An 18052-nucleotide genomic window follows, 5' to 3' on the forward strand; every position below is an offset into this window, starting at 1 on the left:
CTGCGGGTACGGCGGCGGCCATGTCGAGGACCGACCGCATCGCCGAGCCGTGGGGGACCCGGACGCCGTACGGGCCGGGGGAGACCTGGCCGACCCGCGTCGACCAGTACCTCGCCGACGGGCTGACCGAGGACGACGTCGAGCGCTGGGTGCAGTCGGCGTCGATCCTGCACAGCAACGGCGACGCCCTCGACATCGCGGTCAAGGGGGACCGGATCGTCGGCGTCCGCGGCCGGGCCGTCGACCGGGTCAACCGCGGCCGGCTCGACCCCAAGGACCTGTTCGGCTGGCAGGCCAACGCCTCGCCCGACCGGCTGACCAGGCCGCTCGTCCGCCGCGGCGGCGAGCTGGTCGAGACCGACTGGGACACCGCGATGGACGCCGTCGTGACCCGCTGCCGGGAGCTGCTGGACGAGCAGGGGCCCAGCGCGATCGGCTTCTACAACTCCGGCCAGCTCTTCCTCGAGGACTACTACACCCTCGGCCTGGTCGCCCACGGCGGCCTGCGCACCCCCCACGTCGACGGCAACACCCGGCTGTGCAACGCCACCGCCGCCGCCGCGCTCAAGGAGTCCTTCGCCAGCGACGGGCAGCCGGGCTCCTACGCCGACATCGACTCCGCCGACGTCATCTGCCTCTTCGGGCACAACATGGCCGAGACGCAGGTGGTCACCTGGAGCCGCATCCTCGACCGCCTCGAGGGCACCGACCCGCCGCAGGTGGTCTGCGTCGATCCCCGGATGACCCCGGTGGCCCGCGCGGCCACCGTGCACCTGGCACCGAGGCCGGGGACCAACGTGGCCCTCATGAACGGCCTGCTGCACGAGGTCATCGGCAACGGCTGGATCGACCGGGAGTACCTCGACGCCCACGTCATCGGCTTCGACGAACTGGCCAGCACGGTCGCCGAGTACCCGCCCGACGTGGTGGCCGGGCTCTGCGACGTGCCGGCCGAGCAGATCCGCCAGGCCGCCCGGGTCATCGGCGGGGCGGAGCGGCTGCTGTCCACGGTGCTGCAGGGCTTCTACCAGTCGCACCAGGCCACGGCCGCCGCCGTCCAGGTCAACAACCTGCACCTGGTGCGGGGGATGCTCGGACGACCGGGCTGCGGCATCCTGCAGATGAACGGCCAGCCCACCGCGGAGAACACCCGGGAGGCCGGTGCCGACGGCGACCTGCCGGGCTTCCGCAACTGGTCCAACGAGGCCCAGGTCGCCGACCTCGCCCGGATCTGGAACGTCGAGCCGACCGACATCCCGCACCACTCGCCGCCGACGCACGCCATGCAGCAGCTGCGCTACCTCGAGGAGGGCTCGCTGCGGATGTTCTGGGTCATCGCCACCAACCCGGCGGTGTCCCTGCCCGAGCTCGCCCGGATCCGCTCGATCCTGTCCCAGGAGCGGCTGTTCCTGGTGGTGCAGGACGTCTTCCTCACCGAGACCGCGCAGCTGGCCGACGTCGTCCTGCCCGCGGCCACCTGGGGGGAGAAGACGGGGACGTTCACCAACGCCGACCGCACCGTGCACCTGTCGGAGAAGGCGGTCGACCCGCCGGGCGAGGCCCGGCCGGACCTGGACATCCTCGTCGACTTCGCGCACCGCCTGGGGCTGCGGGACAAGGACGGCGCCCCGCTGGTGAAGTGGTCGGACCCGGAGGGCGCCTTCGAGGCGTGGAAGGAGTGCTCCCGCGGCCGGCCCTGCGACTACACCGGCATCACCTACGACAAGCTGCGTGGCGGCAGCGGCATCCAGTGGCCCTGCACCGAGGAGGCGCCCGAGGGCACGGAGCGCCTCTACGCCGACGGACGGTTCCACAGCGACCCGGACCACTGCGAGAGCTACGGCCGCGACATCCTCACCGGCGCGCCGTTCGAGGAGGACGAGTACCGGGCGCTCAACCCCGACGGCAGGGCACTGCTCAAGGCCGCCGACTACGTCCCGCCGCACGAGATGCCCTCCGCGGACTTCCCGTTCTCCCTGGTCACGGGGCGCACGCTCTACCAGTTCCACACCCGCACCAAGACCGGGCGCGCACCGCAGCTGCAGGCAGCGGCCCGCGACGTCTGGGTCGAGATGTCCGCCGGGGACGCCGGGCGGCTGGGCGCCCGGGAGGGTGACCTGCTGGAGGTGTCGACGCCGCGCGGGTCGGCGCGGGCCCGGCTGCGGGTCAGCGGCATCCGCGACGGCGTGCTGTTCCTTCCCTTCCACTACGGCTACTGGGACAGCGGCTCCCGGAACGGGGGGCACCGGCACCGCCGGGCGGCGAACGAGCTCACGCTCACCGACTGGGGACCGGTGTCCAAGCAACCGATCGTCAAGACCGCGGTGGCCTCCGTGCGGAGGGTGCGCTGGTCCCGGCGGGGCAGCTCACCGGCACCCACCACCACCGGCTCCGCGCCGGTCGGGACCGCCGTCCCGCCGACCCGCGGTGGCCCGGCGGCCCTGGTGACCGAGCACGGGGCGCTCCAAACGCTGCCCGACGGAGGAGGACGGCGGTGAGGCTCGGCCTGGCACTGGAGGAACTGCACCGTTCGGAGAACTCCCTCGCGCACCAGCTGCTGGCCGTCGCCGAGCGGCACAAGGCCGACCACGAGATCTTCCACGTCGGCCGCGACCTGGCCACCTGGTCCCAGGACCACGTGCGGCGGCTGGCCGCCTTCGGCGACCGGTACGGCGTGCGCCTCGACCCCGAGCCGGCCGGCGAGCCGGCCCTGCTGGCCCGGCTGAGCGAGGCCGTCAGCGACCGGCTGGGCCGGCGCTCGGCCCCGGCGCTGCTGCTGCTGCGCGACCTGCGGAGCCTGTTCACCCACGCCACCGGGGTCCACGCGGACTGGGAGATGGTCGCCCAGGTCGCGCAGGGCATCCGGGACACCGACCTGCTGGCCCTCGCCCAGCGCTGCCACCCGCAGACCCTGCGCCAGGCCAAGTGGGCGAACAGCCGCATCAAGGAGTCCGCGACCCAGATCCTGGTGAGCTGAGGGAGGACCCCGCCACCTGCAGGGGGCCGGCCGGTTCGTGCGCTCCCGGTCCCCACCGCAGACTGGCCGCATGGCGACACCGGTGGTGACGGTCCTGGGCACGGGCACGATGGGCGCGGGGATGGTGCGGTCGCTGCGCCGTGCGGACGTCCCCGTCCGGGTGTGGAACCGCGACCCCGTCAAGGCCCGGGCGCTGACCGGCACCGGCGCGGAGGCGTTCGACTCCCCGGCCGGGGCGGTGGACGGCGCCGACGTCGTCCTCACCATGCTCCTGGACGCCGACGCCGTCCTCGACGTGGTCCGGCAGGCCGCACCGGCGGCCGGCACCGTGTGGCTGCAGACCTCGACCGTCGGGCTGGAGGGCGCCGACCGGACGGTCGCCGCGGCCCGGGAGCTGGACCTGGTGCTGGTCGACTGCCCCGTCCTCGGCACCAAGGAGCCCGCCGAGAAGGGGGCGCTGGTGCTGCTCGCCTCGGGCCCGGAGGAGGTCCGCCCGCGGCTGGCCCCGGTGCTCGAGGCGCTCGGGTCGAAGACCCTGTGGCTCGGCGAGGCCGGGGCCGGCAGCCGGCTGAAGATGGCCTGCAACGCCTGGCTGTTCATGGTCACCGCCGGCGTGGCCCAGTCGGTGGCGCTGGCCCGCGGGCTCGGCGTCGACCCGCGCGACTTCCTCGCCGCGATCGAGGGCGGCCCGCTGGACACCCCGTACGCGCACCTCAAGGCCGGCCTGATGCTCGACGGCGAGTTCCCGGTCAGCTTCGCCCTCACCGGGGCGGCCAAGGACGCGCGGCTCATCCGGGCCGCGCTGCGGGAGGCCGGGGTCGACGACCGGCTGACCGCCGCAGTCCTGGCGACCATGGAGACCGCGGCCGGCCGGCTGCCGGACCCGGCGGCGGCCGACCTGGCGGCGGTCCTCGTCGGCCTCACCCCCGGGCGCGGCTGACCGACCCGAGGACCGTCCGCCACGCCAGGGGCTGCGGTTTGCGGTCGTGGGGCGATCGGGAACCGGACGGTCCATGGACGCGGACATCACCCTGCGGGTCGATGGCGAGACCCGCCGGCTGACCGTCGACACCCGCACCTCCCTGCTGGACGCGCTGCGCGAGCGGCTGGGCAACACCAGCCCCAAGAAGGGCTGCGACCACGGCCAGTGCGGGGCCTGCACGATCCTGCTGGACGGCGACCGGGCGCTGTCCTGCCTGGCCCTGGCGGTGGCGCACGACGGCGCGGAGGTCACCACCGCCGACGGCCTGGCCGCCGAGGGCGAGCTGCACCCGGTCCAGCAGGCGTTCCTCGACCACGACGCCTTCCAGTGCGGCTACTGCACCCCGGGGCAGGTCTGCTCGGCGGTCGGGGTCCTCGACGAGGTGCGGCGCGGGTGGCCCAGCGCCGCCAGCGCCGACCTGACCGCCGACCCGGAGCTGACGGACGCCGAGGTGTCGGAGCGGATGAGCGGCAACCTCTGCCGCTGCGGGGCCTACGCGAACATCACCCCGGCCGTGCGGCAGGCGGGGGGTGCCCAGGCGTGAGGCCGTTCGCCTACGCCCGCCCGGGCAGCGTCGCCGAGGCCGTGCGCGACGTCGCCGCCGAGCCGAACGCCGTCTTCCTCGGTGGCGGCACCAACCTGGTCGACCACCTCAAGCTCGGCGTCGCCCGGCCCGACCTGGTCGTCGACGTCCGCACGCTGACCTCGCGGGAGATCGGCGACCTGCCGGACGGCGGGCTGCGGCTGGGCGCGGCGTCGACCAACAGCGAGGTGGCCGCCGACCGGCGGGTCCGCGAGCGGTACCCGGTGCTCGCGCAGGCCCTGCTGGCCGGCGCCACCGGGCAGCTGCGCAACCTGGCCACCACCGGCGGCAACCCGCTGCAGCGCACCCGCTGCGTCTACTTCCAGGACGTCACCACGGCCTGCAACAAGCGCGAGCCGGGCAGCGGCTGCTCGGCGGTCGGCGGCTACACCCGCTACCACGCCGTCCTCGGGGTGCCGGCGGCGCTGCCGGACGCCTCGGCGCCGGAGACGTGCATCGCGACGCACCCCTCGGACATGGCGGTCGCGCTGGCCGCCCTCGACGCGCAGGTGCAGGTGCTGGGCCCGGCCGGTGCGCGCACCGTCCCGTTCGTCGACCTGCACCGGCTGCCCGGCGACGACCCCTCCCGCGACACGGTGCTCGAGCACGGCGAGCTGGTCACCGCGATCGACCTCCCGCCGCTGCCGGCCGGTGCCCGGTCGGCCTACCGGAAGGTCCGCGACCGGGCCTCCTACGCGTTCGCCCTGGTGTCGGTGGCGGTGGTGGTCGCGGGGGACGACGTCCGGATCGCGCTCGGCGGGGTCGCGCACAAGCCCTGGCGCGCCACCCGCGCCGAGGAGGTCCTGCGCGGCGGCGAGCTCACGGGGGACGCCGTCGGGCACGCGATGGACGTCGAGCTGACCGCTGCCCAGCCGCAGCCGGGGATCGACGGCGGCAACGGCTTCAAGATCCCGCTCGTTACGCGCACCGTCGTGGCGACCCTGCGCGACCTGACGGAGGCATCCCGGTGACCGATCTCCTCGAGCCGCGCGCCATCGGCCGCGACCTGGTCCGCCGCGACGGCGTGGCCAAGGTCCGCGGGACGGCGGCCTACGCCTACGAGACGCCGGTGGAGCGCCCGGCGTACGCGCACCCGGTCCAGGCCACGATCGCGCGCGGCCGGGTCACCGCGATGGACACCGCCGCGGCCGAGGCGCTCGACGGCGTGCTCGCGGTGCTCACCGTCTCGAACGCCGAGCGGCTGGCCTCGACCGAGGACGCCGAGCTCGCCGTGCTGCAGAGCGAGGAGGTGGCCTTCCGCGGCCAGCTGGTCGGTGTCGTGGTCGCGGAGACCTCCGAGCTCGCGCGGCAGGCCGCCGACCTGGTGAGGGTGAGATACGACGAGCGGCCGCACGACTCGGTGCTGTCGGTCGACCGCGACGACCTCTACGCGCCGGAGCAGGTCAACGCCGGCCACCAGACCGACACCGCCGAGGGCGACGTCGCCGCGGCCGTGGCCGCCGCCGAGGTGACCCTCGAGCAGACCTACTCGACGGCGATGTACCACAACAACCCGCTCGAGCCGCACGCCACGACGGCGCTGTGGGACCCCTCCGGCGACGGGTTCCTCACCCTGTGGGACTCGACCCAGGGCGTGCACCCCGACCGGTCGGCGGTGTGCGAGGTCCTCGGGCTGGCCGAGGAGCAGGTGCGGGTGGTCTGCCCCTACGTCGGCGGCGGCTTCGGCTCCAAGGGCACCCCGCACGCCAACGTGGTCCTCACGGCCCTGGCCGCCCGGGCGCTGCCCGGCCGGCCGGTCAAGCTGGCACTCACCCGCCAGCAGATGTTCACCCTGGCCGGGTACCGCACGCCGACCATCCAGCGGGTGCAGCTCGCCGCCGACCGCACCGGACGGCTGTCCGCGATCGCCATCGACGTCGTCGAGCAGACGTCGCGGATCAAGGAGTTCGCGGAGCAGACCGGCGTCCCGGCCCGGATGATGTACGCCTCGCCCAACCGGCGCAGCACGCACCGGCTGGCCGCCCTCGACGTGCCGGTGCCCTCGTGGATGCGCGCTCCCGGGGAGTGCCCCGGCATGTTCGGGCCCGAGGTCGCCGTGGACGAGCTCGCCGAGACCCTCGGCATCGACCCGGTCGAGCTGCGCGTCCGCAACGAGCCCGAGGTCGACCCGGACACGGGGAAGCCCTGGTCGAGCCGGCACCTGGTGGAGTGCCTGCGCGAGGGCGCCGAGCGCTTCGGCTGGGCCGACCGCCCGGCGCCGCGCCACCGCGACGGGGACTGGCTGGTCGGCACCGGGGTCGCCTCGTCGGTCTACCCGACGATGCGGCAGGCGACGTCGACGGCGACCATCCGCTACGAGGACGGGCGCTACGTCGCCGAGATCGGCGCGGCCGACCTCGGCACCGGCACCTGGACGACGCTGCCGCAGATCGCCGCCGACGCGCTCGGCGTGCCCGTGGAGGACGTCGAGGTGCGCATCGGCGACACGCGGTACCCGGTCGCCTCGGTGGCCGGCGGCTCCTCGGGACTCAACACCTGGGGTTCGGCGGTGGTGGTGGCCGCGCGGGAGTTCCGCGGCAAGTTCGGGCCGCGCCCGGAGGACGGCGACGAGACCTCCGGAGCCGTCGACCAGGCCGCCCAGGACGAGGACCACGCCTCCTACGCCTTCGGTGCGCAGTTCGTGGAGGTGCGGGTGCACGCCGACACCGGGGAGCTGCGGGTGCCGCGGCTGCTCGGTGTGTTCGCCGCCGGCCGGATCGTCAACCCCCGCACGGCCCGGTCACAGTTCATCGGCGGGATGACGATGGGGCTGTCGATGGCGCTGCACGAGAACAGCGTGTGGGACCCGCGCGTCGGACAGGTCGCCAACCACGACCTCGCCGAGTACCACGTCACGGTCAACGCCGACGTCGGCGACGTGCAGGCGCACTGGCTCGACGAGCACGACCCGTACGTCAACGCCATGGGCACCAAGGGCATCGGGGAGATCGGCATCGTCGGCACCGCCGCGGCCGTCGTCAACGCCGTCCACCGGGCCACCGGCGTCCGGGTGCGGCACCTGCCGGTGACCCTCGACAAGCTGCTGGCCGGCCTCGACCAGCCGCGGTGACCGGGAGGTCGGTGGATCGGGCCCCGCCCGGCCGCGGTCACCGACCCCGGTCACCGCTGCAACCGCCGACCGGCCCGAGGTGCAGGACCTCCGTGGCAGCTCCACCCCTGCTCGCAGGGAGGAGGGGGGACCTCCCACGGGGGGATCGGTGGCGGCCGTGCCCCCGAGGCCGCCGGGGGCGGGAAGCCCGACCGGCGCCGGAGAGGAGCCTGTTCGGGGGCGCCGCGGCACGCCCGTCCCCGTAGGGGACCGGGGGTCCTCCTCTAGCCAGCGATCGTCTGCCGCTCGGGCTCGATCCAGACGGTGACCCGCTCGGTCTTGATGTTCTCGGCGGGGTAGGGCTTGCCGTCGTACTTGTGGGACAGCTCGTCGATCTGGTCGCGGGCGCGCTGGCCGCGCTCGGTCTCGACGACGCGACCCCGGACCTCGGCGTAGCGGTACGGGTTCTGCTCGTCCCGGATCGCCAGGGTCACCCGCGGGTCCTGTTCGAGGTCCCGGAACTTCTGCCGGTGCGGTTTGGTGTTGACGAACAACCGGTCTCCCTCGACGCCGACCCAGATGTACTGGGTCTGGATGTGTCCGCTCGGCATCAGGGTGCTGATCGCGGCGTAGTTCGGGCCGCTGGCCAGCTCGCGGGTGGTCGGGTGCAGGTCGGGACCGTCCTGGGTGTCAGCCACGGGACGGTGCTACCCGGTCCGTCGCCCGGCACGCACGGAGGGTCAGGTGGCGGCTGCGGAGCTCCCGCGAGCCCGGCAGGAAAGCGGTGTGCTCCAGGTCACACGGAGGTGCGAGGGGCGATAGCTTCCTCGTCCCCGGAGCCCACGGGGGCCCACCGACCACGGGGGACGCCGATGGCCGTGCGCCGCTCGATCTGCTTCTACACGCCGTCGACCGACCCCTCGGGGATGGGCGCGCACATGGTGGACCTGATCGCCGAGTTCACCGGGACGGCCGACGTGGCGCTGATGCTGAGACCCACCGTGGGCGGCCGGCGGTTGCTGGACCGTGCCGCCGAACTGGGCGCCCGCACCGTGGAGCTGCCCTCACCCCGCGACCCTCGCTTCGCCGCCGTGGTGTCGGACTCCCTCGCCACCTCCCCCGCTGACGTCTTCCACTGCCACGTCGGCACCGGCTGCGAGGACTGGGACGGCGTGCGCCTCGCCCGCCGCGCCGGGTGCTCGGCGGTCGTGCAGACCCAGCACCTGCCCTACCTGGTGTCCTCCCCGCGCAAGCGGCGGGCCTACCACCACGCGATCGAGGAGGTCGACCGGCTGATCGCCGTCTCGGAGGGGCTGCGCCGCACCTACTCCCGGATCGGCGTCCCCCCGGAACGGTTCACCACCGTGCTCAACGGCGTGGCGCCGCTGCGCCACCGGATCGGCCGGGACGCCGCCCGCGCCGCCCTGGGCCTGGACCCGCGGCAGCCCGTCGTCCTCACCGTGGGCCGGTTGACCCACATGAAGGGCCAGTGGCACCTGGTCGACGCCGTCCCCGGGCTGCTGGGGCGGTTCCCGGACCTCGCCGTCGTGCTGGTCGGCGACGGGCCGCTGCGCGAGGCGCTGGAGAAGCGGGCCGCCGGGCTCGGCGTGGGCGGCGCCGTCCGGTTCACCGGCCACCGGGCCGACGCCCGGCAGCTGCTGGCCGCGGCCGACGTGTTCGTGCTGCCCTCGCGGCACGAGGGGATGCCCCTGGTGGCGCTGGAGGCGATGGAGGAGGGGCTCCCGGTGGTGGGCACCCGCGTGATCGGCACCGAGGAGGTCGTCGAGGACGGCGTCACCGGCGCGCTGGTGCGGTCGGGGGACCCCGCCGCCCTGGGGGCGGCCCTGGCGCGGCTGCTCGCCGACCCCGCGCTCCGGCGCCGCCAGGGTGACGCCGGCCGGCGCCGGTACCTGGCCGGGTTCACCCGGGAGCGGATGGCCAGGGACACCGCAGCGGTCTACGAGTCGGTCCTGCGCGGGGCGCTGCGGTGACCCGCCTGCGGGTCGGCGTCGTCGGCACGGGCTTCATCGCCGGCCGGCACCTGGCCGCGCTCGCCGGCTTCGACGACGTGGCGGTCGTCGCGGTCGCCGACGCCGTCCCCGCGCGGGCCGAGGAGGCCGCCGCGCGCTCCGGCGCGCGGCCGTACCCGGACGGGACCGCGCTCCTCGAGAGCGAGGAGCTGGACGCCGTCTGGCTGTGCGTCCCGCCGTTCGCCCACGGGCCCCTGGAGGCCGCGGCGATCGCCCGGGGCCTGCCGTTCTTCGTGGAGAAGCCGCTGGGGCCGGACCTGGCCACCGCCGAGGCGATCGGGGCCGAGGTCGCGGCGGCCGGGCTGACCACCGCCGTCGGCTACCACTGGCGGCACCTGGGGCTCGTGCACCGGGCGCAGGAGCTGCTGCGGGACCGGCCCGTGCAGCTGGTGACCGGTGCCTGGCTGGACCGCACGCCCGGTGCGCCGTGGTGGTCGCGCCGGGCGGCCTCGGGCGGGCAGGTCGTCGAGCAGACCACCCACCTGTTCGACCTCGCCCGTCTGTTCGCCGGCGAGGTCGACACCGTCGCCGCGGTCGAGCGGGCCGCACCCGAGGGCGACGTGCCGGCCGCCTCCACCACGCTGCTGACCTTCGCCTCGGGCGCCGTGGGGAGCATCTCCTCGGCGCGGGTCCTCGGCCGCCGCCACTCCGTCGGGCTGCAGCTGGTCACCGAGGGGCTCGCCGTGGAGGTGACCGAGCGCGGCTTGTCCGACCACCAGCTGCGCGTCTCCGGCGCCGAGGGGGAGGAGACCACCGGCTCCGCCGAGGACCCCATCGCCGCCGAGGACCGGGAGTTCGTCGACGTGCTGCTCGGGGCGGCCCCCGGAGTGCGGGTCCCCTACGCCGAGGGGCTGCGCTCGCACGCCCTGGCCTGCGCTGCCGACCGGGCAGGGCGTGAGGGCGGGCCCGTCCGGCTCGGGGGCTGACGAGGGTTGCCGTCCGGCCGGCCCGGGCAGGAGGCGGACATGACGACGAGGATCGGCCTGGTCGGGGCCGGGTTCATCGCCGGTCGGCACCTCGACGCGCTCACCTCCATCGAGGGCGTGACCGTCGCCGGGATCGCCGATCCGCGCGCCGACCGCGCCGAGGTGCTCGCCGCCCGCGCGGGGGCCGCGGCCTACGCGCACTGGGCGGACCTGCTCGACGTGGAGCGGCTCGACGCGCTGTGGGTCTGCGTCCCGCCGCACGCGCACGGCGAGGTCGAGTCGGCGGCCGTCGAGCGCGGGCTGCCGCTGTTCGTCGAGAAGCCGCTGGCGACCGACCTCGCGACCGCGGAGGCGCTGGCCGACCGCATCGACGCCGCCGGCCTGCTCACCGCCGTCGGCTACCACTGGCGCTACCTCGACACCCTCGAGACGGCGCGCGACCTGCTCGCCGGGGCACCGCCCCGCATGGTGCTCGGCACGTGGCTGGACAAGGCGCCGCGGGTGGACTGGTGGGCGCGGCAGGACGGCTCCGGTGGGCAGACCGTCGAGCAGGCCACGCACCTCTTCGACGTCGCCCGGGTGCTGGTCGGGGAGGTCGAGGGCGGCTGGGCCACCGGCTCGCGCTCGCCCGACGGCCCCGGCGACATCCTCGACGTCTGCACCGCCGCGCTGCGCTTCGAGGGCGGCGCGGTCGGGTCCTTCTCCAACAGCTGCCTGCTGCCCCGCGCGCACCGGATCGGCGTCGAGCTGGTCGCGCCCGGCCTGGGCCTGTGGCTCACCGAGCACCGGCTGGTGGTCACCGACGCCGAGGGCGAGCGCACGATCGACCGCGACGTCGACCCCTTCGAGGCCGAGGACCGCGCCTTCGTCGCCGCCGTGCGCGGCGAGGGGCACGACGTCCGGACGCCGTACCGCGAGGCGCTGCGCACCCACCGGCTGGCGGTCGCCGTGGCCACCGCGGCCGCCGACGGCGGGACGGTGCGGCTGTGAGCGGACAGAGGCGTGAGCATCGCAGCGAGCGCCAGCGAGCGAGGAGCGGAGCGCCTCGCGGTAGCGAACGGGGCACGGAGTGAGCCGCGCGGTCCGCAGCATCGGGGTGGTCGCGCCCGGACAGCCGGCGGTCCTGGACCTCGAGGAGCCCGACCCCGGCCCCGGTCAGGCGTGGGTCCGCACCGAGTGGAGCGGGATCAGCGCCGGCACGGAGGTCGCGCTGGTCCGCGGCACCGACCCGCACCACCTGCTGCACTGGGACCCCGAGCTGCGCTCGTTCGACGACGCCGGGCCGCCGGCCGCTTACCCGGTGGCCGGCCTGGGCTACATGGAGGTCGGCCGGGTCACCGAGAGCCGCACCCCCGACCTGGCCGAGGGGCAGCGGGTCGCCATGGCCTACGGGCACCGCACCGGCACCTGCGCCGACCCGTCGGTCAAGCCGGTCATCCCGGTGCCCGACGACCTCGACCCGCTGCTGGGCGTCTACCTGGCCCAGATGGGGCCGATCTGCGTCAACGGGCTGCTGCACGCCGCCGCCGACGTCGCCGGACCGGGTGCGGGCGTCGACGCCGGGGTGCGCGACCGGCACGTGCTGGTCACCGGTGCCGGGGTCATCGGGCTGCTCAGCGCGATGCTCGCCGTGCAGCACGGGGCCGCGGACGTCGTCGTCGCCGAGCCCTCCGCCGAGCGGCGCGCGGTCGCCGAGGCGCTCGGCCTGACCACCCTCGCGGACGGCGCAGCTGCCGAGCCCGCCTCCCCGGCCTGGCGCGCGGTCAAGGAGCGCTGGCGGCACGGGCCGGGGGACGCCGGCGCCGACGTCGTGCTGCAGTGCCGCGGGCACGACGCCGCGCTGGCCACCGGGCTCAAGGCGCTGCGCCCGCAGGGGACCGTCGTCGACCTCGGCTTCTACCAGGCCGGCGCCGAGGCGGTGCGGTTCGGCGAGGAGTTCCACCACAACGGCCTCGCGGTGGTCTGCGCGCAGATCGGCCGGGTGCCCCGCGGTATGGCGGGCGCCTGGCCGAGGACGGCGCTGGCGGAGGTCACCCTCGACCTGCTGCGCGAGCGCGGGGACGACGTCCGCCGGCACCTGGTCACCGACGTGCTGCCGTTCGAGGAGGGGCCGCGGTTGCTCGCCGACCTCGCCGGCCGCCGGCTGGCCGCGCCGCCGCTGCAGGCCGTGCTGCGGTTCTGACACCGTGCGGGTCCTGCTCGTCGGCAACCACTGGACCGAGGGGCCCGGTGGCGCGGAGACGATGCTGGTCCTCACCGCGGACCTGCTGCGGGCCGCCGGGCACGAGGTGGTGCCCTTCGCCGTGGCCGAGGAGCGGACCCTGCCCACCCCGGTGCGCTCCTGCCTGCCGGGAGCGGCGGGGGCCGGCGCGCGGACCCGGTTCGGGGAGGCGTGGGCCGGGGTGTGGTCGCCGGCCGCGTACCGGGCGCTGGCGCGGGTGGTCGACGAGGTGCGGCCGGACGTCGCGCACGTGCACCACGTCTTCGAGCGGCTGACGCTCTCGGTGCTCGACGCGCTGCAGCGCCGCGGCGTGCCGACGGTGATGACGCTGCACGACTACAAGCCGGTCTGCCCCAACTTCCGGTTGTTCACCGAGGGCGCGCCCTGCACCCGCTGCCTGTCCGGCGGCTACTGGCAGGTGGTGCGGCACCGCTGCCTGGAGGGCTCGCGGTGGCGGTCGGTCGCCGCGGCGGTGGACTCCTACGCAGCCCGCGCCCGCGGCGTCTACGGCCGGGTGGACCGCTTCGTGGCGCCGAGCGCGTTCCTGCGCGACCGGGTGGTCGAAGGTGGGCTGCCGGCCGACCGGGTCGAGGTGCTGCCCAACCCGGTGGTCGCGGCGCCCTCGCCCCGGCCCGCCCCCGGCGACCCGCCGGTGGTGCTGTACGCCTCGCGGCTGGTCGCGGAGAAGGGCGTGGACACCCTGCTGGACGCGGCCGCGCGGCTGCCCTCGGGCGTGCGGGTGCGGCTGGCCGGGTCCGGGCGGCTGGAGCCGGTGGTGCGGGCGCGGGTCGCGGCGGAGGGGCTGCCGGTCGACGTCCTGGGCCCGCTGGCGCCGGACCGGGTCGCCGCCGAGCTGCGGGCCGCGGCGGTCGCCGTCCTGCCGGCGCTGTGGTGGGAGAACTGCCCGATGGCCGTCCTCGAGGCCGCGGCCCACGGCGTGCCGGTGGTGGCCTCCGCGGTGGGCGGCGTCCCCGAGCTGGTGGACGACGGCACGACGGGGCTCCTGGTGCCGCCCGGGGACGCCGCCGCGCTGTCCGGCGCGCTCACCCGGCTGCTGTCGGACCCCGCCGGGGCGGGCCGTCTCGGCCGTGCGGGATGGGCCCGGGTGCGATCGGGGCACGACCCCACGGCCCACGTCGCGGCGCTGCAGGAGGTCTACCGGCGTGTCGCACGGTGAGTCGTTGCGGACGCACTTGTCCCGCAACCCCCGGGGGCGGATCCTGCCGACATCGCCGCGCACGCCGGGTGGGCCGGGCTCCCGCGGCGCTCGGGGAGTGGGTCGTCATGAAGTGGGCGGCTGTCATCGTGCTCGGCTTCGGGCTGGAGATCGCACTGGTCATCGCGATGGCGCGGAGCAACACCGCGCGGTGGGAGCGTGACCACCGGGCCGCCCGGGCGGCCATCAGAGCGCGCGAGGAGGCGGGGCTGCGTGTGCGGGCGGCGGCCGTCGTGGCGCAGCACGTGCCACCCGGCGTCCGGCGGCTGCCGCACCCGCACCTGACGCAGCTCCCGCACGTGCACCTGCCGCCGCGCGTCGTCGACCGGCTGACGCCGCGCGGCACGCTGCACCGGCCGCACCTGCACCTGCCGCACCTGCGCCTGACCCGGCGCCGTCCCGACGCGCCGGTGCCCGCGCCCGAGGCGTCGGTGCCCGCGCAGGAGGTGCCGGTGCCCGCGGCGGAGGTGCCGGCACCTGCGCCCGAGGCGTCGGTGCCCGCGCAGGAGGTGCCCGCGCAGGAGGTGCCGGTGCCTGCGGCGGACGAGGTCAGCCCGCCGTCCGAGGAACAGCCCACGTCGTAGGCCGTCCGGCCGCGGTGTGCATGCAGCGCTGTCCGCGCGCGGTCCGCGCTGCGTGCCCACGGCGATGACTCCGCGGTGCGCCGCGGGTCCAACCCCCGAACGGTCCCGCACGGTGCAGGGGAGACCGCGATGACCTCGGGCAGGCAGCCGCACACCGTCCGGTCGGCGGACGGGACGGTCATCGCGTTCGAGCGCACCGGGAGCGGGCCGCCGCTCGTGCTCGTGGACGCCGCCGGTCACTTCCGCGGGCTCAGCTCCTTCTCCTCCGGGCTGATCGACCTCCTCGCGAGGGACTTCACCGTCGTCCACTACGACCGCCGCGGCCGCGGGGACAGCGGCGACACCCCGCCGTACGCCGTCGAGCGGGAGGTCGAGGACCTCGCCGCGCTCATCGAGGACGTCGGCGGCACGGCGTGCCTGTACGGCTTCTCCAGCGGCGGGCTGGTCGCCCTGCAGGCAGCCGCGCGCGGCCTGCCGATCCCGGCGATGGTGCTGCTCGAACCGCCCATCGGCACCGTCGAGGACCGGCCGGCGCAGGCCGCCTTCACCGCGGAGCTCGAGGCGCTGGTGTCGGCCGGCCGGCGCGACGCCGCGGTGGAGCACGTCATGGTCGGCATCGGCGTCCCGCCCGCGATGGTCGCGGAGATGCGCGGCAGCTCGGCGTGGACGGCGATGGAGTCGGTGGCGCACACGCTGGTGCACGACAGCCGGGTCAGCGAGGCCACCACGACGGAACTGCTGGCCGCGGTGACCGTCCCGACCCTCGTCCTGGACAGCCAGGGCAGCAGCGACGACCTCACCGGGATGGCGGCGTCCGTCGCCGCACAGCTGCCCTCCGGCAGCCACCGCAGCCTGCCCGGCAGCTGGCACGGCGTCGCCGACGAGGACCTCGCGCCCGTCCTGGTCGAGTTCCTGCACGGCCGCTCCGACGGGTGCTGACCTGCACGGACGTCGTCGGACGGCCACCGTCCCCAGACACGCAGCAGGGCCTGTGCTGCCGAGGGCCGTTGGTACCGCGCAGCCGTCTCCACCGGTCCCGTCAGCCGCGCCCTCATGGCCCGGGGTCGGTCAGTAGTGCGCCGGCATGTACCGCTCGACGTTCGGCCAGACGGTCTCGCAGGGGATGCCGTCGACGTCGGCGTCCATGAGACTCGGGCCGTTCCACAGGAACCAGTAGTCGAGTGCCTGCTTCGGCCCGAGCCCCAGCGAAGCCAGGTCTGCACAGCGGAGGCCGTCCGGCAGCGCGGAGATCTCGCCGAGCGCCATGACCGCCGTACTGCGCAGCCAGCTGTAGATGGGATCGGGGTACTGGTTCGCCACGTCGACCATCACCTGGTAACCGCACTGGTCGACCACGTCGATGACCAAGCCCCGCAGGCCGCTGAGGCCGGCGTCCGAGCCGGAGTCCGGGACCTGACCACTCGGGAAGAGGGCGCCGGCCTGCTCGTCGAAGACGGCCATCGCGCTGGGGAGCGGCGCACACACCACGGTGTCCGTGGTGCCTGGGTCGCGGGGGGAGGCTGGAGCGCCGGGGGCAGGGCAACCATCCTCGATGAGGCAGGCGGGGTCGGCGCCGCCGGCGGTGTCGTCCCCAGGGGGCGGGGCGGCCGGTGCGGAGGCAGCCGACGTGCCCTCAGCGGGGGAGGCCAGTCCGCGCACCGTGGTCCCGCATCCAGCTGTGACGGCGACCGTCACGCCAAGGGCCACGGTCGTCGCGACCCTGCGCCGCATGAGGTCCCCCCAGATCGTCGACGTCGAACGGCAGGACGCTAGTCCGCGGCTCGTCGCCGTGCGGACGCCGAGGACGAGCGTCACCCGATGGGACGACGCCGGGTGCCCCCTCATCAGGGCGACGTCGCCAGGAAGACGCGGACACCGTCCGCGATGCCCTCGGCTGCACGCTGCCGCCACGAGGCATCGACCACCGCAGCGGCGTCCGTGGCGTTGCGCATGTTGGCGCACTCGATGAACACCGCAGGCACGCGCGCCAGGTTGAGCCCCGCCAGGTCGTCGCGGCGGGTGAGCCCCGCTTCCAGCAGTCCACCGGGATAGGTCGCCGGCTCCTGCCCGGTCGCCGCACCGAATGCTGCTCGTAGGTCCAGCGCCGCCCGCGCCGAGGTCTCGACGATCGCCGCATTCCCTCCATCAGGCGCCACAGCCGGTGTGATGACGTGGAAACCCCGCGCGTCCGCGGCAGCGCCGTCCGCGTGGATGGAGACCGCGAGATCGGCACCAGCGTCGTTGGCGACGGCCGCGCGCGCGTCCACACACGGTCCGACTCCGCTGTCGTCGGGACGGGTCAGCACCACCGTCACGCCCTCATGACGCAACAGCTCCGCGGCACGCAGAGCGACGTCGAAGGCGAAGGCGTGCTCCGGGTAGCCCCCGTCAGTGGCGGTCCCGGTCGTGTTGCACGGCTTGGTGAAGCCTCCTGCCGACACGGCGCGACCCAGTTCCTCGGGGTGGAACGCGTTCGCGCCGTTGTGGCCTGGGTCCAGTACGACGACGGCAGGCGAGGGCGGCGACGCCGGGATGGTCGGCACCGGCGACGTGCTCGCGGACGAGACCGTGGGTGCAGGGCTGCCCTCCTCTGCCGGTGCGGTGGCTGTGCCCACCGGTCGCGTACACCCGCTCGTTACGAGCAGCGCGACGACGAGGAGCCCCACTCCTGTTGACGTCGGTCTGCCGACCACGTGCCACCCCCTCGCCATCCGTACACGGGAATGCTCCCGTCGCACCGTCTCCGGGCGTCGTGTCCGCGGGTCCCAGCGGACATCGATCCATCGGCAGCTGCGAGCTCCTCCGACACTCGAGTCCTGGCGCCCTGCCCGGTCGTCGGGCCGAGCGACACGACACGACCGCGCCCGTTCGGTGTCGTCCGGCGGTGTCGATGCGGGCAGCCGGTCCGCTCGGCGGTGCGGCACACTGCCGCGACGACGCCGGACGAGGAGGTGGGCGTGACGCCCGAGGACGACCGCACCGAGCCCCCGCTCACCGGGGACGAGGTCACGCTGGTGACCGGGTTCCTGCAGTACCAGCGGGAGACGCTGGCCTGGAAGTGCGCGGGCCTGACACCGCAGCAGCTGGCGGCCCGCGCCGTCCCCACCTCGGACCTCACCCTGCTCGGCATGGTCCGCCACCTCGCGGCGGTGGAGACCGGCTGGCTGGTCGGCTTCGGCGGGCTGCCGTACGACATGTGGCCGGACGTGGTCCGGGACCGCGACGAGCAGTTCCGGGTGGACCCGGCCACCGTCACCCAGGCCGACGTCGACGTGGCCTGGGCGACCTGGCACGCCGTCACCGAGGCGGTCGGCAAGGTCGTCGACCAGCTCCCGCTCGACACCGCGGACCGGCCGTGGGGCCGGCACGACGAGTACTCGCTGCGCTGGATCCTGCTGCACCTGGTCGAGGAGTACGCCCGGCACAACGGCCACGCGGACCTGCTGCGGGAGGCGATCGACGGCGCCACCGGCGAGTAGCCGGG

Annotated in this window: 17 protein-coding genes; 14 read left to right on the top strand and 3 right to left on the bottom strand. The window is 75.3% G+C overall.

Annotated features, from left to right (window positions below):
- Nucleotides 1–20: 20 nt before the first annotated feature.
- From ACI79G_RS00170 to ACI79G_RS00195, 6 genes are all read left to right on the top strand, one after another.
- Nucleotides 21–2498, top strand: a complete 2478-nt coding sequence (locus ACI79G_RS00170) for a molybdopterin oxidoreductase family protein (protein ID WP_456878618.1) — start codon at nt 21–23, stop codon at nt 2496–2498.
- Nucleotides 2495–2977, top strand: coding sequence for a hypothetical protein (locus tag ACI79G_RS00175; protein ID WP_456878620.1), 483 nt, complete (start codon nt 2495–2497; stop codon nt 2975–2977). Before ACI79G_RS00170 ends, ACI79G_RS00175 begins: the two co-directional genes overlap by 4 nt.
- 70 nt (nt 2978–3047) lie before the next feature.
- On the top strand, nt 3048–3917 hold the full coding sequence (locus tag ACI79G_RS00180; protein ID WP_456878621.1) for an NAD(P)-dependent oxidoreductase: 870 nt from the start codon (nt 3048–3050) through the stop codon (nt 3915–3917).
- 73 nt (nt 3918–3990) lie between these two features.
- On the top strand, nt 3991–4503 hold the full coding sequence (locus ACI79G_RS00185; RefSeq protein ID WP_456878622.1) for a 2Fe-2S iron-sulfur cluster-binding protein: 513 nt from the start codon (nt 3991–3993) through the stop codon (nt 4501–4503).
- Nucleotides 4500–5513, top strand: coding sequence for an FAD binding domain-containing protein (locus tag ACI79G_RS00190; protein WP_456878624.1), 1014 nt, complete (start codon nt 4500–4502; stop codon nt 5511–5513). The genes ACI79G_RS00185 and ACI79G_RS00190 overlap by 4 nt, the downstream gene beginning before the upstream one ends.
- Entirely contained in the window at nt 5510–7612 is a 2103-nt protein-coding gene (locus ACI79G_RS00195) for a xanthine dehydrogenase family protein molybdopterin-binding subunit (RefSeq protein ID WP_456878626.1), read from the top strand. The genes ACI79G_RS00190 and ACI79G_RS00195 overlap by 4 nt, the downstream gene beginning before the upstream one ends.
- 263 nt (nt 7613–7875) lie before the next feature.
- Here ACI79G_RS00195 and ACI79G_RS00200 read toward each other — a convergent pair whose 3' ends face one another.
- Nucleotides 7876–8289, bottom strand: a complete 414-nt coding sequence (locus ACI79G_RS00200; protein WP_456878628.1) for a PPOX class F420-dependent oxidoreductase — start codon at nt 8287–8289, stop codon at nt 7876–7878.
- A gap of 174 nt (nt 8290–8463) precedes the next feature.
- Between ACI79G_RS00200 and ACI79G_RS00205 the strand changes: the two genes are divergently transcribed.
- From ACI79G_RS00205 to ACI79G_RS00235, 7 genes are all read left to right on the top strand, one after another.
- The gene (locus ACI79G_RS00205) at nt 8464–9582 is read left to right on the top strand and encodes a glycosyltransferase family 4 protein (protein ID WP_456878630.1); all 1119 of its coding nucleotides are present in this window, start codon (nt 8464–8466) and stop codon (nt 9580–9582) included.
- Nucleotides 9579–10547 carry a Gfo/Idh/MocA family protein gene (locus ACI79G_RS00210; RefSeq protein ID WP_456878632.1) on the top strand — a complete coding sequence of 323 codons (969 nt, stop codon included), beginning with the start codon at nt 9579–9581 and terminating at the stop codon, nt 10545–10547. The genes ACI79G_RS00205 and ACI79G_RS00210 overlap by 4 nt, the downstream gene beginning before the upstream one ends.
- Nucleotides 10548–10586: 39 nt before the next feature.
- Nucleotides 10587–11537: a Gfo/Idh/MocA family protein gene (locus ACI79G_RS00215; RefSeq protein WP_456878634.1), complete on the top strand. Its 951-nt coding sequence runs from the start codon at nt 10587–10589 to the stop codon at nt 11535–11537.
- A gap of 79 nt (nt 11538–11616) precedes the next feature.
- Complete coding sequence (locus tag ACI79G_RS00220; RefSeq protein ID WP_456878636.1) at nt 11617–12729, top strand: zinc-binding dehydrogenase; 1113 nt, start codon at nt 11617–11619, stop codon at nt 12727–12729.
- Between the two features lie 4 nt (nt 12730–12733).
- Nucleotides 12734–13945, top strand: a complete 1212-nt coding sequence (locus ACI79G_RS00225; protein WP_456878638.1) for a glycosyltransferase — start codon at nt 12734–12736, stop codon at nt 13943–13945.
- Between the two features lie 107 nt (nt 13946–14052).
- Nucleotides 14053–14568, top strand: a complete 516-nt coding sequence (locus tag ACI79G_RS00230) for a hypothetical protein (protein ID WP_456878639.1) — start codon at nt 14053–14055, stop codon at nt 14566–14568.
- A 129-nt stretch (nt 14569–14697) separates the two neighbouring features.
- Entirely contained in the window at nt 14698–15507 is an 810-nt protein-coding gene (locus ACI79G_RS00235; protein ID WP_456878640.1) for an alpha/beta fold hydrolase, read from the top strand.
- 129 nt (nt 15508–15636) lie between these two features.
- Here the strand turns inward: ACI79G_RS00235 and ACI79G_RS00240 are convergent, their stop codons facing one another.
- Complete coding sequence (locus ACI79G_RS00240) at nt 15637–16056, bottom strand: hypothetical protein (protein ID WP_456878642.1); 420 nt, start codon at nt 16054–16056, stop codon at nt 15637–15639.
- Nucleotides 16057–16412: 356 nt separating this feature from the next.
- Nucleotides 16413–17111 (bottom strand): N-acetylmuramoyl-L-alanine amidase, encoded by a 699-nt coding sequence (locus tag ACI79G_RS00245; RefSeq protein ID WP_456878644.1) that lies wholly within the window; start codon nt 17109–17111, stop codon nt 16413–16415.
- A gap of 414 nt (nt 17112–17525) precedes the next feature.
- Between ACI79G_RS00245 and ACI79G_RS00250 the strand changes: the two genes are divergently transcribed.
- The gene (locus tag ACI79G_RS00250) at nt 17526–18047 is read left to right on the top strand and encodes a DinB family protein (protein ID WP_456878645.1); all 522 of its coding nucleotides are present in this window, start codon (nt 17526–17528) and stop codon (nt 18045–18047) included.
- Nucleotides 18048–18052 lie beyond the last annotated feature (5 nt).

The sequence above is a fragment of the Geodermatophilus sp. SYSU D00779 genome, from assembly GCF_054050595.1.